Consider the following 18,891-nt stretch of genomic DNA (forward strand, 5'->3'; position numbering starts at 1 on the left):
CTGTTCACGATATGTACAAAATATAGAAAGAAATAATATGAAATATTGCATTTTATATTGTTGTATCTAGATTTTATGTTAAATTCTTCAAGGGAATATATAAATAGGGGGTAATGATATGAACAAGAAATCAAAGATTAATAAAGTGGTGCTTAGTATTAGTACAATGGCGCTATCGTTAGGAGCAATTCAAACGAATGTATCAGCAGAAGAAAAGGTGCCATACAATGTATTGCATTCGAAACCAGTTGGGATTGAAAAACCAGTAGATGAGATTGGACATGTTTCTAAAGCAGAGGAAACATTATCGTTTCAAGAACGTTTAAAAGTAGGAGACTTTTCACAGCGACCAGCATCTATTATGAAGAGCTCAGAAGTAAAGCAAATTAAAGAAAGCTATTCAATGGCTGATTTAAACAAAATGAATAATCAAGAATTGGTTGAAACGCTAGGAAGTATTAAATGGAATCAAATTACAGACTTATTTCAGTTCAATGAAGATGCAAAGGCTTTTTATAAAGACAAAGGGAAAATGCAAGCGGTTATAGATGAATTAGCTCACCGAGGTAGTACGTTTACGAAAGATGATTCAAAAGGAATTCAAACGTTTACAGAAGTGTTACGTTCAGCTTTTTATCTCGCATTTTACAATAATGAATTAAGTGATTTAAATGAGAGAAGCTTCCAGGATAAATGTTTACCTGCTTTAAAAGCAATTGCAACCAATCCAAACTTTAAGCTTGGTACATATGAGCAAGATGCAGTCGTATCTGCATACGGTAAATTAATTAGTAATGCTTCAAGTGATGTGGAAGCGGTTCAATACGCATCGAATATTTTAAAACAATACAATGATAATCTTCATACGTATGTAGACGATCGTATGAAAGGACAAGCTGTATACGATATGATGCAAGGTATTGATTATGATATGCAATCTTATTTATTTGAAACTCGTAAAGAAGCAAAAGATACAATGTGGTACGGGAAAATAGATGGATTTATTAATGAAATAAATCGTATTGCTCTTTTAAATGAAGTAACACCAGAAAATAAGTGGCTCGTTAATAATGGAATTTATTTTGCTAGTCGTTTAGGGAAGTTTCATAGTAATCCAAATAAAGGTTTAGAGGTTGTTACACAAGCAATGCATATGTATCCGCGTTTAAGTGAGCCGTATTTTGTTGCAGTAGAACAAATTACAACAAATTATAACGGAAAAGATTATAGCGGTAATACTGTAGATTTAGAGACGATACGTAAAGAAGGAAAAGAACAGTACTTACCAAAAACGTATACATTCGACGATGGATCTATCGTATTTAAAACAGGAGATAAAGTATCAGAAGAAAAAATTAAGAGACTATACTGGGCTGCAAAGGAAGTAAAAGCACAGTATCATCGTGTAATTGGGAATGACAAAGCATTAGAGCCAGGTAATGCAGACGACGTATTAACGATAGTAATCTATAATACTCCAGACGAATATCAGTTAAACAGACAACTGTATGGATATGAAACAAACAACGGTGGCATTTATATAGAAGAAACAGGTACATTCTTTACATATGAGCGTACGCCAGAACAAAGTATTTATAGTTTAGAAGAGTTATTCCGTCATGAGTTTACTCATTATCTTCAAGGGAGATTTGAAGTGCCAGGTTTATTTGGAAGAGGAGATATGTATCAAAATGAGAGATTAACTTGGTTCCAAGAAGGAAATGCAGAATTTTTCGCAGGATCTACTCGTACAAATAATGTAGTACCGAGAAAGAGCATCATTAGTGGATTATCATCTGATCCTGCAAGTCGTTATACAGCAGAGCGCACATTATTTGCTAAATATGGTTCTTGGGATTTCTATAATTACTCGTTCGCATTGCAATCTTATTTATATACACATCAATTTGAAACATTTGATAAAATTCAAGATTTAATTCGTGCAAATGACGTGAAAAATTATGATGCCTATCGTGAGAATTTAAGTAAAGATTCTAAACTAAATAAAGAGTATCAAGAGTATATGCAACAGCTAATTGATAATCAAGATAAATATAATGTACCGGAAGTAGCAGATGATTATTTAGCTGAACATGCACCAAAATCGTTAACAGCAGTAGAGAAAGAAATTAGTGATACGTTGCCAATGAAAGAGGCAAAAATGACAAAACATAGCTCCCAATTCTTTAATACATTTACATTAGAAGGCACATTTACAGGTAGTGTAACAAAAGGTGAATCTGAAGATTGGAACGAAATGAGTAAACGAGTAAATGAAGCACTAGAACAACTAGCGCAAAAAGAATGGAGTGGCTACAAAACTGTTACAGCATACTTCGTCAATTATCGTGTGAATAGTTCAAATGAATTTGAATATGATGTAGTCTTCCACGGTATCGCAAAAGATGATGGAGAAAATAAAGCTCCAACGGTTAATATAAATGGACCTTATAATGGGCTTGTAAAAGAAGGAATTCAATTTAAAAGTGATGGCTCAAATGATGAAGATGGAAAAATTGTTTCTTATTTATGGGAATTTGGAGATGGCAGCACAAGTGCAGAAGTTAATCCAATACATGCATATGAAAGAGAAGGAATTTATAAAGTAGCGTTAAGAGTAAAAGATGATAAAGGTAAAGAGAGCAGAAACGAAACCACTGTTACGATTAAAGATGGAAGTTTAACAGAATTAGAACCAAATAATCGTCCAGAGGAAGCAAATCGTATCGGGCTAAACACTACTATAAAAGGTAGCCTTATCGGCGGAGATCACACTGATGTTTATACATTTAATGTAGCATCAACGAAAAATATCGATATTTCCGTTTTAAATGAGTATGGAATCGGGATGACATGGGTGCTTCACCATGAATCAGATATGCAAAATTATGCCGCTTACGGTCAAGCTAATGGGAAGCATATAGAGGCAAAATTTAATGCAAAACCAGGTAAGTATTATTTGTATGTATATAAATATGATAATGGCGATGGAACGTACGAATTATCAGTAAAATAAGTGCTTTTCCAATGTATGTTTAACTTTACTTTTTGTGGAAAATAGTATATTATATAGATATATAATATATCGGTTATTTACTAGGAGGAGCCTGTCACAATAGGTTTCTCCTGTTCTTTTTTAGGGGCCTGTCTTACAGGCTTTTCTTTAAAGGGTAAATAACTGAAAATTAAGAACTATAATCTTTGAAAGAGGTGGGGCATACACATAACAAAAAAGGGATTGTTTAAGAGAGGGGGATAAGAAATGGCTTTGTTTGGTTATCCACTTGAAACAATTTATTTATACGGATTTATTATTGCTACTATACTCACTGTTATTTATATCTTTTTTGGAGATATATTTGAATCCATATTTAGTTTTGGAGGCGGATCTGTATCCGTTGTTACTTTATTACTTAGTTTTTTCGCCATGTTATGTGGACTTAGTTATATAGGAGAATATTTATTTTCCTTTAATAGCATTCTTATTTTCGGGTCTGCATTTGCTATATCCTTTATTGGTGTTTTCATAATGAAAATATTAATTTTAAAGCCGATTGCAGAAGCAGAACAAAACACTGTGCAGCGTATGGATGAATTTATTGGTTGTAAGGGAGAGGTCATTACGACTATTCCTACAGAAGGGTTTGGTGAAGTATTAATTTCCTCCCAATTTGGAAACAATGCAATCCTAGCTAAAACAGTTGGAAAGAAAGATATTTCACAAGGAACTGAAGTTATTATCGAGGGAGTTCAAGATGGTGTTCTGCTTGTACAGAACATTGCTTATTCTTTAAAGAAACCAAAATTATAAGGGGGAATTTACATGACGATTCCATTAATTATCGGTGGAGTATTACTCGCAATTTTAATTCTACTCATTTTAGTATTCATTACAAAGTATCGAACAGTTGGACCAGATGAAGCATTAATTGTTACTGGAAACTGGCTTGGTGGCGGGAAAAATGTAGTTACCACTGATGATGGAAAGAAGATTAAGATTATTCGTGGCGGCGGTACTTTCGTAGTTCCGATTATGCAAAGAGCAGAGCCTTTAAGTCTATTAAACTACAAATTAGAAGTGGGAACACGTGATACGTATACGAAACAAGGTGTACCGATTACAGTAAATGGTGTTTCTATTATTAAAGTAGGGTCTACCATTGAAGAAGTTTCTACAGCAGCTGAACAATATTTAGGAAAAGAAACAGAAGAGTTGAAAATAGAAGCAAAAGAAGTTTTAGAAGGGCATCTACGTGCTATTTTATCTTCTATGACAGTAGAAGATGCCTATAGTAATAGAGAGCAATTTGCTCAAAAGGTACATGAAGTAGCTTCTACAGATTTAAAGAAGATGGGACTTCGCATCGTTTCCTTTACAATTAAAGAAATCATGGATAAGAACGGTTACTTAGATGCACTTGGTCAGCCACAAATTGCGATGGTTAAGCGTGATGCAACAGTTGCAAATGCAGAGCGTGAAAAAGAGGCGCGAATTGAAAAAGCTCGTGCTGAGAAAGAAGCGAAAGAAGCTGAGTATCAACGTGATGCACAAATCGCTGAAGCTGAAAAACATAAAGAGTTAAAAGTACAATCTTATAAGAGAGACCAAGAACAAGCTCGCGCAGATGCAGATCTTTCCTATGAATTACAACAAGCAAAAGCGCAACAAGGTGTTACAGAAGAGCAAATGCGCGTTAAAATCATTGAGCGTGAAAAGCAAATTGAATTAGAAGAAAAAGAGATTGCGCGTCGTGAAAAGCAATATGATGCAGAAGTAAAGAAAAAGGCAGATGCAGATCGCTATGCTGTTGAACAATCAGCAGAAGCGGAAAAAGTAAAACAAATGAAAAAAGCAGATGCAGATCAATATAAAATTGAAGCGGAAGCAAGAGCACGTGCAGAAGAAGTTCGTGTAGAAGGTTTAGCGAAGGCGGAAATCGAAAAAGCGCAAGGTCAAGCAAAAGCAGAAGTACAAAAAGCACAAGGTACAGCGGAAGCAGATGTTATCAGATTAAAAGGTTTAGCAGAAGCGGAAGCGAAACAAAAAATTGCAGAGGCATTTGAGTTATATGGCCAAGCGGCGATTATGGATATGGTTCTTAACATGCTTCCAAGTTATGCGAAGGAAGTTGCAAGCCCACTTAGCAACATTGATAAAATTACAGTTGTCGATACAGGTGGCGGTGGTAAAAATAGCGGTGCCGGAAAAGTTGCAGGTTATGCGACTGATTTAATGGCAACGATGCAAGAAACATTAAAAGCTTCTTCTGGCATTGATTTAAAAGAGTTATTAGAAGGATTTGCTGGAAAAGGAGCAGTACAACAATTATCAAACGATAAACCTGTTGTATCTGTAGTAGAAGATGCGAAAAAAGAAGTAGAAAAAGATAAAGAATAGTAAAGCGGTAGGAACCTCTAGTAAGTGAGATACTAGAGGTTCTTCTGTGAATTATAATATTTCGAATAATATACATTTTTATATATTGTTTTAATTATTTAATTTATATAGAATGAAAAAGGTATGTATCAACTCTTCAATAGAGAAAGAGTTGATACATTTGAATCGTATGATTTATATAAAGAAATTAAATGTAAAACAATTACATTTAAAACGGTATGGAGGGGTAGAAATATGTTTCAAGGGAAATTAAGGAGTAGTAGTTTAAAAGCAAAGTTACTTGTGTCATTTGTTATCATTTTGATTCTTCCAAGTATTGTAATTGGTTGGACGTCTTATCAGCAAGCGAAGACAAACTTTAATGAGACGATTTCACAATCGGCGAAAGACAATATAAAAATTTTGGATAATGTAATTAATAAAGAATTGGATAGTAAAAAAGTAGATGCAGTTTATTTTACGAAACTATTTACACAATCAAGTTACCAAACGGATCAAATACAAAATATCCAAAATAAACTAGAAGAATATAATAAGTTACATCCAGAACTGGAAGCCATCTATACTGGATCCAGCAATGGGCAGTTTATTCAATCACCGTCTATTCAAATGCCAGAAGGATATAATCCTACAGAAAGAGATTGGTATAAAGAGGCAGTGAAAAAAAGTGGAGAAGTAATTATTACAGCTCCATATAAATCAAAAACGACAGGAAATATTGTTATTACAATAGCAAAACAAAATGAGGATAAGAGCGGTGTTCTTGGTATTGATTTAATTATTAATGATATCGTAAACACTTCAAAGATGGTTAATATCGGTAAAAGTGGATATGTAGCAATTTTTGATCAAGATAAAAATGTGGTAGCACATCCAACGATGAAGCCAGGTGATAAGGTAGAAGAGAAACTTGAAAAAGAGTTGTACAAACAAGAAACAGGTGATTTTAATTTCAGATTAGATGGTGAAGATCGTCATATCACTTTTAAAACAAATAAGATAACTGGATGGAAAATAGCAGGAATTATGCCTGCAAAAGAAATTATTGAAGCTGCTGAACCTATTTTCTATAAAACGATAACTGTTATTGGTATTTCATTAATAATTGGCGGGATTTTAATTTACTTCATAATTGCTTCTATTATTAATCCGTTAAAACAACTTGTTATATCGTCGAAAAAGATTAGTGAAGGCGATTTAACAGAATCCATTACAGTTCATTCTAAAGATGAAATTGGACAGTTAGGAGAAAGCTTTAACGAGATGGCAGCATCATTACAGAATGTCATTTCCAATATAAATACTTCAGCAGGTCATGTAGCGGCATCTTCAGAAGAATTAACAGCTAGTATGAAGCAGACGAGTGAAGCAACGGAACAAATTACACAAGCGATAGAGCAAGTGTCGAGTGGAGCGGAAATACAAACGAAAGAAGTCGAAGAAGGCGCAACATTATTAGAAGAAGTTACAGAAGGAATTCAACGTGTGGCAGACAGTTCTTCATTAGTATCCACAGCATCTATGTATACGAAGAAAAAGGCTGAAGATGGTGGGAAGTTAGTTGAACAAACGGTGAATCAAATGCAATTAATCCATGAGTCTGTTTCACAATCAGATAAAGTTATTGTTTTGCTAGATGATAAGTCGAAACAAATTGGAGCAATCCTTGAGGTAATTCAACATATTGCAGAGCAGACAAATTTATTAGCATTAAATGCTGCAATTGAGGCTGCGAGAGCTGGAGAACAAGGAAGAGGATTTGCAATTGTAGCAGATGAAGTGCGAAAGTTAGCAGAACAATCAGGACAGTCTTCTACGGAAATTGGAAAACTAGTAAAAGAGATACAATTTGACATAAAAGAAACAGTAAGCTCTATGAAGCAAGTTGGAACAGAAGTACAATCAGGACTTGTAGTTGCAAATGAAACGAAGCAAAGCTTCGCTGAAATATTGAAGTCTACAGATGATACAGTTGTACAAATTGATAGTATGGTAGAAGTAGCGGAACAAATGACAGTAGATGCAAAACAAGTTAGTGCATCTATTAATGAAATTGCAGCTACAATTGAAGAAAATGCAGCAAGCGTTCAAAATATTGCTGGTTCTTCAGAAGAACAATTAGCTTCGGTAGATGAAATCAATGCAGCAGCAGTTCATTTATCGCAAATGGCAGAAGAATTACAAGAGATGATTGGGAAATTTAAAGTGTAATAAAAAATGTTAAGAAACGAGGTAGTAATTGTACTTCGTTTCTTTTTTTGTGAAGATAAAAATAAAGAAATATAGAGTAACCGTGTTATGATTAGTTGTAATCGCAAAAGACTGTAAATTCATTAAATTCTATCTTTAATTATGTTAGGGGAATGGTTTTGAAATTTAAAAAGTTAAAACTACAACCGAGAATCACAATAACAATTAGTACACTTATTCTAGTCGTACTTCTATTAACAAGTTATTTATTTTATTACATATTGTCTGAAACGGTAGAAGAGCAAATTGGGAAACGGGCTTTGCATGTTGCGAAAACAGTTGCTGCTATACCTGAAATAACGGAAGCTTTTCAAAAAGAAAACCCAGCTTCTATCATTCAGCCAATTGCAGAAAAAATTCGAATTGATACAGATGCTGATTTTATTGTAGTTGGAAACAAAGAGGGGATTCGATATGCACATCCTAAGCGAGATAAAATAGGAGAAGCAATGGTTGGTGGAGATAATAAAGGAGTTCTAGTAGAAGGAAAATCTTATATTTCGAAAGCAACTGGATCATTAGGTCCTTCATTACGCGGCAAAGTTCCAATCCGTAATCAGGAAAATGAAATTATAGGCGTGGTGTCTGTTGGATTTTCAATGGATGATATTCATGGAGCGGTAGAAGTATATGGAAAGCGTGTATTTTGGATTACAGTAATAGGTCTTTTAATCGGGATAATTGGTTCTATATATTTAGCCGGAAGTATAAAAAGAATGATGTTTGGGATGGAGCCAGAAGAAATTTCATCTTTATATGAAGAGCATAGTACAGTAATTCAATCTGTACGTGAAGGGATTATTGTCATTGATTACAATGGCATGATTAGTTTAGTCAATCAAGCGGCTTATGATATTCTTTCGTTAGATGAACAGCGTAATATTATTGGAGAATTTATTTTAAATGTAATTCCTAATTCAACGATACTAGATGTACTTCAAACTGGTGAAGAACAGTTTGATCGTCAATTAAATATAAAAGGGCAGGCTGTTATTGCGAACCGTCTACCTATTAAAGTAAAGAATAAAGTAACTGGCGTTGTATCGAGCTTACGTTTGAAATCTGAAATGGATCAGTTAACAGCAGAGTTATCTCAGACGAAGCAATATACAGAGGCATTACGAGCGCAAACGCATGAATATAATAATTTGTTGTATACGCTTTCAGGTCTTATCCAGTTAGAATCATATGAAGATGCTTTAGAGCTTATTCATAAGGAAACAGCGGTATATCAAGATTTTGTTCAATTTATTATGAAGCGAATTCAAAATCCATGGTTAGGTGGAATTTTAATTGGATTCTATAATAGAGCGCGAGAGTTAAAGATTGATTTTATGCTAGATCGAGAAAGTAGCTTAGATAAATTAAGCCCGCATATTGAGAGTAATTACGTCGTTTCTATTTTAGGAAATTTAATTACGAATGCATTTGAAGCAATTGAAAGAAATGAAGAGAATGATAAGAAGGTAAGGATGTTTGTAACTGATATTGGAGAAGAGATAGTAATTGAAGTGGAAGATTCAGGACAAGGGATTCATGATGAAGTCATTACTAGCATATTTTATAAAGGCTTCTCGACGAAAGAAGGCGGGAAACGAGGATATGGATTAGCAAAAGTGAAAGAGTTAGTAGAAGATTTAAATGGGAGTATTGCAATCGAAAAAGGGGATTTAGGTGGTGCATTATTTATTATTGCATTACCAAAAGAGAGAGGCGAATTGTAATGGGTGAGGAGATTGAAGTATTGATTGTAGAAGATGATATTCGAATTGCGGACATTCATCGTCGTTTTACTGAAAAGATTGAGGGATTTAAAGTAATTGGAACAGCAACGACTGGAGAACAAGCGAAAGAATGGCTAGAGTTTGTGAAGCCACAACTCGTTTTATTAGACGTGTACTTACCTGATATGCAAGGAACCGAACTTGTCACATATATTAGGAATAATTTGCATGATACAGATATTATTATGATTACAGCTGCATCGGAAACAGATGTAGTGAGGCACGCTCTACGAGGCGGAGTAACAGATTATATCGTGAAGCCACTTATGTTTGATCGATTTAAAGCGAGTTTGGAAAGTTACCAAAAAAAGATTGTGCAGTTAAAAAAAACTAATCAATTATCTATAGAACAAATTGAACATTTATGGTCTCAAAGAGGCGTAAAGGGAAATGAAATAGAATATGCCCCGAAAGGGATAGATCCTTTAACTTTAGCAAAAATAAAAAAGCATATGTTAGCAGTTGATGAAGAAGGTATTACGGCAGAAGTGTTAAGCTCAATGGTTGGGGTAAGCCGATCAACAGCGAGGCGTTATTTAGAGTATTTAATATCTGGAAAGAAAGTTCATGCGGAGCTTATATATGGGAGTGTAGGGAGACCAGAAAGAAGGTATTTTCTTGTTTCTTCATAACAAAAAAACAGTAGAGAATTACATTTCTTCTACTGTTTTTTTACGTCTTATATTGGAATAATTCCGATTACAATTCCCGTAATTAACATCACCATTGTTGTTCCAACAGCCCAAAGTAACGTAAAGCGTTGATGTTCACCAAAATCAACTTTGGCCATTCCGACTAATAAATAAGTGGAAGCGACAAGAGGACTTAATAAGTGAACAGGTTGCCCGAGTAATGAAGCACGTCCCATTTCAGCTGCACTAATTCCGTAAGCAGCGGCAGCTTTCGTTAAAATAGGTAATACTCCGAAGTAAAATGCATCATTGGACATGAAAAATGTGAACGGCATACTAAGAAGAGCTGTAATAATCGGTAATTGTGGTCCAAGAGCGTCTGGTATAAGAGTGACTACACTTTGAGCCATTGCATCTACCATTTTTGTTCCTGATAAAATACCAGTGAAAATTCCAGCGGCAAATACGAGAGAAACAACGGCTAATACGTTTCCTGCGTGAGAAGCAATACGTTCTTTCTGTTGTTCTAAGTTCGGATAGTTAAGCATAACAGCAATGGCGAAAGCGATTGTAAATAAAACAGGTAACGGCATAACTTCTAGTATGAGACAGACAAGTAAGGTAACAGTTAATAAAAAGTTAATCCATAGAAGTTTAGGGCGTTTATGAACGGCAGCTTCTACTGTGGCAGCTTGCTCATCCATCGTTTGCATTTGTTTTAAGTATTGTACATCCATAATTCCTAATCGTTTTCTTTCTTTTTTGCCAAGATAGTAAGCAACGAAAACGACCCAAATTGCACCAGCGATCATTCCTGGTATAAGTGGTGTAAAGAGATCTGATGCGTCTAGTCCAAGAGCACTCATAACCCGAGCCGTCGGTCCGCCCCACGGTGTAAGATTTGTCACTCCTGCTCCTAACATAACAACCCCAGCTAATATAAGTGGATTCATTCCAAGGCGTTTATATAATGGGTACATTGCGGAAACCGTAATCATATACGTTGTTGTTCCATCCCCATCTAATGAAACGATAATAGTAAGAATCGCTGTACCAACAACAATTTTTAAAGGATCTCCTTTTACAAATTTCAAAATCCTACTAATGACAGGATCGAATAAACCGCTATCAATCATAATTCCAAAATACAAAATAGCAAACATAAGCATAATACCAGTAGGTGCTAGTTTTTGAATTCCTTCTAACATCATAGGTCCCATATTTGCATAAAAACCGCCAATTAATGCGAAAGTAATTGGAATTAATATTAATGCTACTAGTGCTGACATACGTTTCGTCATAATTAAAAACATAAAGACAAATACCATCGCAAATCCAAGTAGTGCTAACATGTAATCTCCCCCTCAAGAATGATTGCGCTTTCAAAATGTAACGAAAATTCAGAAAAAGTGTTTTTTATTTATCATAAAAGCATTCATTCAAATGGTAAATAATTTGAAAAATAACATCATTAGAAGCATAATTTTTATTTTGGTCATTTTGTTCACGGTAGTTAATTTGAATTTTTAAAAAGTAAGCTGCTCTCCGTAAGAATGGTAGAATAAGATGAAAATATTGAAGTGTGAAATAGGGAGTAGATTTTATATGAAAACGAGAATTGAAGAGATTTATAGTTCTTATGAAGGAAAAGTAGAAGAGATTTTTGTTAATGAATCTTCTTACGTATATGAGTGGGAAAATTTAATGATGATCCGAAAAAATAACGGTGAGCTTGAAAAAGTTGCGGTCGGTATTAGTGGAAATATAAGGTTAGTAAATGTAGTTGTTGGTCAGCAAATTAATACAGATACATTATTAGTTAAGTTAGAAGACGATTTATTAATTACAGGTTGTGAATGATGAGAGATGTGTAGAAATGGCTACACATCTTTTTTGGTCTTTATATTACAAAAAGTACATTATTTTTTCACAAATCTCACACAACTTTTTGATATGCTCCTTGTGGAAGATACGGTTAGGGAGGAAGTAAAATGAGAACAAAGTATGTGACACTTGCTATATGCTTATTCTTTGTCTTTACAATAGTAGGATGTGGTAAGAAACAAGCAGAGGCTGTAGCAATTGATGAGAAACATGATAAGTGTGATATTTGCCAAATTGGGGTAATGGATAATCAATTTGCAACAGAAGTCATTTTAGAAAATGGAAAAGCGTTAAAGTTTGATGATATCGGTTGTATGTATAAATGGATGGAGATTAATCCAGGTGAAAAGACGAAAGAAAAATTTGTTCGAGATTATGATTCGAAAGAGTGGATTTCGTTAGAAGATGCGACTTACGTATATGATAAAACAATAACGACACCGATGGCTTATAATGTCATTTCATTTGAAAATAAAAAGGATGCAGAAAACTTTGTGTCTAACTATAAAGGGAAAGTTCTTTCATATAAAGAGCTAGCAGAGCATAAATGGGAAATGAATAAAGAGATGATGGGGAACCCGAAAAAGGGAAATCACGGTGGTCATCATTAATACTAAAAAAAGACAACTACATAAGTTGTCTTTTTTAGTATTACTCAGGTGCAAATATAGAAAAGGTGTAAAAATTTTAGAAGAACGGTTACAATGGAATATAGTAACCTAAAGCAATCATTTATGTACTTTTTAGAAATGTATACAAATGCGGTAAAATCGTGCTAAACTAATTGCTTCATAATGTTAATGATGAGGCCATCAGGCACATCATTCCAATAGGTTGAGAAACATAGTATAGGTTTTAAGATAATCCGATTAAAGAAGGAATATAAAGGGCTTATGGATAAATGTACTCAAGAAGAGTTATTGTATGTGATGGAGGAATGGTTAAGAAAACATTATCTTTCATAGGAGCTGTAGTTGTGAGAAAACAAAAAATTTTATTATGTATGTTATTAGGACTTTTAATGACGGTAGTGGCTTGCGATAAGCAAGAGGAGCCAGAATCGAAACCGGTTCATGTGAAAAACGAAAAGAAAAAAGAAAAGCATAAAGAACAGGAAGAACCTAAAGAAGAAAAAAGTATAAATTTAATGGACAAACAGTTGCTACTTTCTGCGACTCTTGGAGACACGGAAACAGCTATGAAGCTGATTCAAGATGGAGCCAATATAAACGTAGAAGGTGACAACGGAGAAACTCCTATCCTTGCAGCAACGTATCAAAATCATGTAGAGACAGTTAAAGCATTAATTGGTGCAGGTGCTAATATTGAAAGGAAAGATGAGAAACAAAGTAATCCATTTCTTTATGCAAGTAGAGAAGGATATACAGACATTGTAAAGCTACTAATTAATGCAGGGGTTAATACGAAAGAAACTACTAAATCAGGTGGAACAGCACTCATTTCTGCATCTGAACGTGGCCATGTAGAGGTCGTAAAAGAGTTATTAGAGCATACAGATATTGATGTGAACTATAGAAATGATCGTGGTGGAACAGCTGTAGTAGAAGCAATCGTATTAGGAAATGGTAGTGAAAATCATAAGAAAGTAATTCAAATGCTTATTGACCACGGGGCAGATGCAAATATGGCCAATAAGGAAAATATTACGCCACTGCAATATGCTGAAAAAAGAGGTTTTAAAGATATTGCAAATATGTTGAGGTTAGCTGGAGCGAATGAAGTCGTACAGCCACAACCACAACCGGTGGAATAACAAGATAAAGAAATAAAAAGTACGAAATAATCTCATTTAGATAGACAGAATGAAGAAGTCATTTAGTATGATGGATTCAGTAATGTGTATTTGAATGGGATTTTTGTTTTGGGAAAATTGTTTGAGGGAAGGGATGGATACATAGTAAAAGGAATAATAAAGTGTGTAAATGAAACATGACAATACGAAAAAGGATACGGCTTTTTTTACAAGGAGATAAGGGATCAAAAAAATGAAGAAGTCTTATCTCTTTTATATGAGTAAAGGGTCTAGAATGAATCTTGTCCTTTTCATTATTTATTTAACTCCATTGCAACTTGTTTGCCATTTACGAAAACCGCTGCCACCGCTACTACAACTTCCATCACTTTTTTCATGTCTCATCTCTCCTTGTTTTTTGTTTCATTTCTTACTTTTAGTATAAGGAAATATAGCACTTGCAACTATCGAATTGGATGACAAGAGACTTACATTGTTGTAAGGACAATCGTTTTATTTGTAATAAATGTGATTTTGAATATGGATTCAGAAATTTCTGTTGTTTTGAACTATAATTAGAAAGAGAGTGGCTTAGAAAGAAGGGGATAATATGAAAAGAATTCTTGTTATTAGTGATATTCATGGAGAAATAGAAAAGTTCGAACAGTTATTAGAAGAAGCTCAATATGATGCAAGACAGGATCAATTGATTTTATTAGGGGATTATGTAGATCGTGGTCCCAATGCGCGTGCTGTAATTGAAAAGGTAAAAGCGTTAAAAGAAGAGGGAGCCCTCGTTCTAAAGGGTAATCATGAAGATATGATGATTAAAGCGTTAACGACTGATGAAGAACGTTCATGGAACCATTGGGTAAAAAGGAATGGTGGAGATAAGACTTTATACAGCTATGGCTTTGTAGAAGAAGATATTGTGGTTAATGAAGAAGCCTTCCAAAAACCAATTTTACAATCGCATGTTTTAGAGGAACATGTAAAATTTATTCAAGAATTAGATCATTACATTGAAACAGAAGAGTATATATTTGTACATGCCGGTGTTGAGCCATTGAAGCAAGTTTCGGAATGTGAACCATATACGTTAATGTGGATACGTAATGAGTTTCATAGTGGGTATAGTGGTGAAAAGGTTGTTGTATTTGGTCATACGGAAACAAAAACGTTTCATGGTAGTGAGAATTGCGGCGTGTATTTTGGGAGTAATCGTATTATAGGGATTGATGGCGGTGCTGTATATGGTGGCCAGTTAAATTGTTTAGAATTGCCGAGTAAAAAGGTGTACGTAGTAAAAAGTTGAAAGAGATAAGGGGAGTCTTATTTCTTTCAATTTTTTATTAAGAAAAATTTAAGAAAGAATTTTTATAATAAATCTTTCAAATTTTATATTGAGAAAAACGTTAAAATATAATTATAAATAGGATTGAACGATATGGTGGAAGGTGAAAATATGCGCTTACTCGTAGTAGAAGATAATGCTTCTTTATTAGAGTCTATTGTCCAAATATTACGCGATGAATTTGAAGTAGATACAGCATTGAATGGGGAAGATGGATTATTTCTAGCGTTACAAAATATATATGATGCCATTTTACTTGATGTGATGATGCCAGAAATGGACGGTTTTGAAGTAATTCAAAAAATACGTGATGAAAAAATTGAAACACCAGTCCTATTTTTGACAGCGAGAGACTCTCTAGAAGATCGAGTGAAAGGCTTGGACTTTGGTGGAGATGACTATATCGTTAAGCCATTTCAGGCTCCAGAGTTAAAAGCGAGAATTCGTGCTTTATTACGACGAAGCGGTAGTTTAACAACAAAGCAGACTATTCGTTATAAAGGGATTGAACTGTTCGGAAAAGATAAAGACGTTCAAGTAGATGGACAAAGTATGAAGTTAACATTAAAACAATATGAGCTTCTAGAGTACCTTGTTCAAAATAGCGGAAAGATTTTAATGCGTGAACAAATTTTTGATCGTGTTTGGGGATTTGATTCAGATACGACAGTAGCAATTGTAGAAGTGTATGTACATCATTTACGTAAAAAATTAGAGCCATTCGGTTATCAGAAAGATATTCAAACTGTTCGAGGTATTGGATATATATTAAAAGAACAATGAAAAAGGGAAGCATGTTTCAGAAAACACGCATTCGATTGACTATATTGAATTCATTAGTATTTATTATCTTGATAGGTGTATTAGGCAGTATCATTTATTCATACACATATAATCGTATTTATAATGAAGTAGATAAATCGATAGGAAAATCCGTTCAGCATAGAAAGAATTCAGATGATAAAAAACTACCTAAAAAAATTAGGGGATATCCTCCGATTGGGGATCCAAGGATAACGGAGTTAACTTGGCTTGGAAACACAGTGGAGATAGGTATTGAAAACGGCAAACGCCGTTTTATCTTTGAAGATAATTTGGAAAAGTTTTCTCCAAAGAAATTAGGAACTTTGCAAGATATAGAAGTGCAAGGGCAATATTTTAGAACGTTTGCATTTCAACAAGATACAAAAATAGTTCAAATTGTACGCGATATAACAGCTGAAAAAGAAATGTTAAATACTTTATTTTTAATTCTTGTTATTGGTTGTAGTGTAGGAAGTTTATGTGCAATAGGAATTGGTTTTTTCTTAGCGGGCAGGGCGCTTATACCTATTCAAAATTCATGGGAAAAACAGCAGCAATTCGTTTCGGATGCATCACATGAATTAAGGACACCACTTGCAGTTATTCAATCAAAAACGGATGTGTTATTCCAGTCACCATCTGCGACAATAGAAGAAAAAGCGATGGATATTTCTACGATTTCAAAGGAGTGTAGACGGTTATCTAAGCTTGTAACTAACTTATTATTGTTAGCACGTTCGGATTCTAATCAAATTGAGATGGATAAGAAAACATTTGAAATGGATAAATTGTTAGAAGAAATAGTAGATCCATATAAGGAAATTGCTTCATATCAAGAAAAAGAGATGATATTGAAAGTAGAACATGACATATCATTTATGGGTGATAGAGAGAGAATTCATCAAATGATGGTCATATTGTTAGATAATGCGATGAAGTATACAAATGGGGGCGGACATATTCAAATCGATTGTACGCAAACGAGCAGCTCAATTCATATACGAGTGAAAGATGACGGGATAGGGGTTAAAGATGAGGACATCCCAAAATTATTTGATCGTTTTTATCAAGGTGATAAAGCGAGAAGTGCGTCAGAAGGAGCCGGATTAGGCCTTTCAATCGCAAATTGGATTGTAGAAAAGCATTATGGGAAAATATTAGTAGAGAGCAAATGGGGAGAGGGTACTTGTTTTGAAGTGAATTTCCCTAAAAACCAAAGAATATAAGTGAGAAGACGATCTTGTTTTTACAAGGTCGTCTTTTTTTAAGGGAAAGTTAAGAAACTATTTATAATATGTATGATATACAGAAAGTTCGCCCTATGAAGAAGCAATTATAAAAAGGTATTTGAGCAGATTATATCGATTATAATGTTATTTCGATTATGTATAGGGAATGATGGAAAAGAAAGTGTAAGGGGGAGGAATTAATTTTGAAAAAGAAAATGATGACGGTATTCACTATTGGAGTAATGAGCTTAAGCATATTAGGGGGTGCCTCTCCTTCTGAAACATCAAAAGGAAAGACAAATTACACGCAGCGCAGTAAAGAACAATTAAATAATGGGAAGATACATGCGGTGCATACAGAAGAAAAGGCGGAGAATCTAGGTATTGAAACGGAAGGGAAAGAACAAATTACGCTAGAAAAAGAAATTCATGAGACGGAAGTAGGAAGAGAAGCTGAACAGTTAGGAATTTCGATTGAAAGAAAAGACGTTGGAACTCTTTCAGAAGAAATCTATGAAACAAAAGTGAAGCAAGAAGCGTTAAAGCTAGGCATATCTATAGAAAATACAACGATTGTAAATTTAATTAATCAAATTAATACGATTAAAATTAATGATGAAGCGGATAAATTAGGCATTTCGACAAATGGAAAAGAAATAGAAGACATTGCGGAAGAAATCTATGGAACGAAAGTAAGAGAGGAAGCAGGGAAGTTAGGTATTTCACAAAAAGGAAAAGAGATAGAAACGTTAGCGCAAGAAGTGTACGAACAAAAAGTGCAGGAAGAAGCAAAAAAATATCATATTGATTTGTATGGTAAAGATATATATCAAGTATTAAGCGAAATTAATGAACAAAAAGTGTTACAAATGGCAGATGAGCTTAATATGGATAAAACGAATATGAACGTTCAAGAATTAGCAGAAAAAATTAAAAAAGATCAGCCTGAAAAAGGAAAAGAACTAAATTTTGTACCGGTGATTCGCACGGATGCTGACGCGTTTTATTCTTATTTAACGAACTAAAAAGGGCGTGAGAGTGATACGGAGATGGAAGTGGTATATATGTATGGCTTTACTAGCTATAGCAGTATGGAATGTATATAAAAATGGCATTACAAAGTATGTGGAGAAGTTAACATTCTTCAATATACAAAGCGGAAAAGAAGCAGATTTTAGTAATAATGATGAAAAGGTCATCTTATCGAATGTACCTTTAATTCAGCAATTACCAGAGCTAGATAGAGGCTGTGAAGTGACTAGCTTAGCGATGATGTTACAATATGCAGGCATTACAGTGGATAAGATGCAATTAGCAAATGAAATAAAGAAAGTTGATTTTATGAACGATGGTGTACGTGGGAATCCGAATGAAGGATTTGTAGGGAATATTTATACCTTTTCTGAATCTGGATATGGTGTATATCACGGACCACTTTTTCAATTAGCGAAAAAGTATTTACCTAATAAAGCTGTGGACTTAACAGGGAAGAGTATAGAAGAACTTTATAAGAGTGTAAAATCAGGACAACCGGTAGTTATGATTACGAATGCAACATTTGCGCCATTAGATGAAGATGAATTTACTACATGGGAAACAAATAGCGGAGATGTTTCTATTACGTATAATGAACATTGTGTAGTACTGATTGGATACGATGAAGAATTTGTATATATTCGGGATCCTCTCGAGGATAGCCTAGATGTAAAAGTGCCGAGAGGAAAATTTGAAAAGGCATGGATGCAAATGGGGAGTCAGGCGATTAGTTATGTGAAAAGCTCTAAATGAATTAGTAAGGAAATA

15 protein-coding genes and 1 pseudogene are annotated in these 18,891 nt (G+C 34.3%); 15 read left to right on the plus strand and 1 reads right to left on the minus strand.

Annotated features, from left to right (window positions below):
- The first annotated feature begins 118 nt into the window (after positions 1–118).
- The 7 genes and pseudogenes from colA (at position 119) to ACSG5Z_RS26625 (ending at position 10,064) form a co-directional block, all read left to right on the plus strand.
- Entirely contained in the window at positions 119–3,016 is a 2,898-nt protein-coding gene (colA, locus tag ACSG5Z_RS26595) for a collagenase ColA (protein ID WP_435712574.1), read from the plus strand.
- A gap of 246 nt (positions 3,017–3,262) precedes the next feature.
- Positions 3,263–3,811 carry an NfeD family protein gene (locus ACSG5Z_RS26600; RefSeq protein WP_001173145.1) on the plus strand — a complete coding sequence of 183 codons (549 nt, stop codon included), beginning with the start codon at positions 3,263–3,265 and terminating at the stop codon, positions 3,809–3,811.
- Positions 3,812–3,823: 12 nt separating this feature from the next.
- Entirely contained in the window at positions 3,824–5,398 is a 1,575-nt protein-coding gene (floT, locus tag ACSG5Z_RS26605) for a flotillin lipid rafts scaffold protein FloT (protein ID WP_000154996.1), read from the plus strand.
- 234 nt (positions 5,399–5,632) lie between these two features.
- Positions 5,633–6,667: pseudogene (locus tag ACSG5Z_RS26610) on the plus strand (HAMP domain-containing protein); the annotation flags it as partial.
- 81 nt (positions 6,668–6,748) lie between these two features.
- Positions 6,749–7,609: a methyl-accepting chemotaxis protein gene (locus ACSG5Z_RS26615; RefSeq protein WP_371399490.1), complete on the plus strand. Its 861-nt coding sequence runs from the start codon at positions 6,749–6,751 to the stop codon at positions 7,607–7,609.
- Positions 7,610–7,761: 152 nt separating this feature from the next.
- The gene (locus ACSG5Z_RS26620) at positions 7,762–9,372 is read left to right on the plus strand and encodes an ATP-binding protein (RefSeq protein WP_087983451.1); all 1,611 of its coding nucleotides are present in this window, start codon (positions 7,762–7,764) and stop codon (positions 9,370–9,372) included.
- Positions 9,372–10,064: a response regulator gene (locus ACSG5Z_RS26625; protein WP_088061768.1), complete on the plus strand. Its 693-nt coding sequence runs from the start codon at positions 9,372–9,374 to the stop codon at positions 10,062–10,064. Before ACSG5Z_RS26620 ends, ACSG5Z_RS26625 begins: the two co-directional genes overlap by 1 nt.
- A 47-nt stretch (positions 10,065–10,111) precedes the next feature.
- On the opposite strand, the gene ACSG5Z_RS26630 is transcribed toward ACSG5Z_RS26625, so the two are convergent.
- Positions 10,112–11,416 (minus strand): CitMHS family transporter, encoded by a 1,305-nt coding sequence (locus tag ACSG5Z_RS26630; protein ID WP_087983447.1) that lies wholly within the window; start codon positions 11,414–11,416, stop codon positions 10,112–10,114.
- Positions 11,417–11,669: 253 nt separating this feature from the next.
- Between ACSG5Z_RS26630 and ACSG5Z_RS26635 the strand changes: the two genes are divergently transcribed.
- From ACSG5Z_RS26635 to ACSG5Z_RS26670, 8 genes are all read left to right on the plus strand, one after another.
- Entirely contained in the window at positions 11,670–11,924 is a 255-nt protein-coding gene (locus tag ACSG5Z_RS26635) for a hypothetical protein (protein WP_087983445.1), read from the plus strand.
- Positions 11,925–12,055: 131 nt separating this feature from the next.
- Entirely contained in the window at positions 12,056–12,559 is a 504-nt protein-coding gene (locus ACSG5Z_RS26640; RefSeq protein WP_001259409.1) for a nitrous oxide reductase accessory protein NosL, read from the plus strand.
- 290 nt (positions 12,560–12,849) lie between these two features.
- Complete coding sequence (locus ACSG5Z_RS26645) at positions 12,850–13,722, plus strand: ankyrin repeat domain-containing protein (RefSeq protein ID WP_435712578.1); 873 nt, start codon at positions 12,850–12,852, stop codon at positions 13,720–13,722.
- A gap of 589 nt (positions 13,723–14,311) precedes the next feature.
- Entirely contained in the window at positions 14,312–15,016 is a 705-nt protein-coding gene (locus tag ACSG5Z_RS26650; protein WP_088121244.1) for a metallophosphoesterase family protein, read from the plus strand.
- A 150-nt stretch (positions 15,017–15,166) separates the two neighbouring features.
- Positions 15,167–15,838: a response regulator transcription factor gene (locus tag ACSG5Z_RS26655; RefSeq protein ID WP_001238626.1), complete on the plus strand. Its 672-nt coding sequence runs from the start codon at positions 15,167–15,169 to the stop codon at positions 15,836–15,838.
- Positions 15,835–17,085: a sensor histidine kinase gene (locus ACSG5Z_RS26660; protein WP_435712580.1), complete on the plus strand. Its 1,251-nt coding sequence runs from the start codon at positions 15,835–15,837 to the stop codon at positions 17,083–17,085. The genes ACSG5Z_RS26655 and ACSG5Z_RS26660 overlap by 4 nt, the downstream gene beginning before the upstream one ends.
- Positions 17,086–17,291: 206 nt before the next feature.
- A complete protein-coding gene (locus ACSG5Z_RS26665) occupies positions 17,292–18,113 on the plus strand; it encodes a transporter (RefSeq protein ID WP_435712581.1) in 822 nt (273 codons plus the stop codon).
- Positions 18,114–18,126: 13 nt separating this feature from the next.
- Complete coding sequence (locus tag ACSG5Z_RS26670) at positions 18,127–18,876, plus strand: C39 family peptidase (protein WP_116442942.1); 750 nt, start codon at positions 18,127–18,129, stop codon at positions 18,874–18,876.
- Positions 18,877–18,891 lie beyond the last annotated feature (15 nt).

Origin of the sequence: Bacillus pretiosus (assembly GCF_051294775.1) — a bacterium.
Classification (GTDB): Bacteria; Bacillota; Bacilli; order Bacillales; family Bacillaceae_G; genus Bacillus_A; species Bacillus_A wiedmannii.

Bases quoted from the DNA above. Each gene is read 5' to 3' on its own strand.
- ACSG5Z_RS26625 (WP_088061768.1), top strand. From the start codon at position 9,372: ATGGGTGAGGAGATTGAAGTATTGATTGTAGAAGATGATATTCGAATT.
- colA (WP_435712574.1), top strand. From the start codon at position 119: ATGAACAAGAAATCAAAGATTAATAAAGTGGTGCTTAGTATTAGTACA.
- ACSG5Z_RS26655 (WP_001238626.1), top strand. From the start codon at position 15,167: ATGCGCTTACTCGTAGTAGAAGATAATGCTTCTTTATTAGAGTCTATT.
- ACSG5Z_RS26635 (WP_087983445.1), top strand. From the start codon at position 11,670: ATGAAAACGAGAATTGAAGAGATTTATAGTTCTTATGAAGGAAAAGTA.
- floT (WP_000154996.1), top strand. From the start codon at position 3,824: ATGACGATTCCATTAATTATCGGTGGAGTATTACTCGCAATTTTAATT.
- ACSG5Z_RS26645 (WP_435712578.1), top strand. From the start codon at position 12,850: ATGTACTCAAGAAGAGTTATTGTATGTGATGGAGGAATGGTTAAGAAA.
- ACSG5Z_RS26660 (WP_435712580.1), top strand. From the start codon at position 15,835: ATGAAAAAGGGAAGCATGTTTCAGAAAACACGCATTCGATTGACTATA.
- ACSG5Z_RS26600 (WP_001173145.1), top strand. From the start codon at position 3,263: ATGGCTTTGTTTGGTTATCCACTTGAAACAATTTATTTATACGGATTT.
- ACSG5Z_RS26650 (WP_088121244.1), top strand. From the start codon at position 14,312: ATGAAAAGAATTCTTGTTATTAGTGATATTCATGGAGAAATAGAAAAG.
- ACSG5Z_RS26620 (WP_087983451.1), top strand. From the start codon at position 7,762: ATGGTTTTGAAATTTAAAAAGTTAAAACTACAACCGAGAATCACAATA.
- ACSG5Z_RS26640 (WP_001259409.1), top strand. From the start codon at position 12,056: ATGAGAACAAAGTATGTGACACTTGCTATATGCTTATTCTTTGTCTTT.
- ACSG5Z_RS26615 (WP_371399490.1), top strand. From the start codon at position 6,749: ATGAAGCAGACGAGTGAAGCAACGGAACAAATTACACAAGCGATAGAG.
- ACSG5Z_RS26630 (WP_087983447.1), bottom strand. From the start codon at position 11,416: ATGTTAGCACTACTTGGATTTGCGATGGTATTTGTCTTTATGTTTTTA.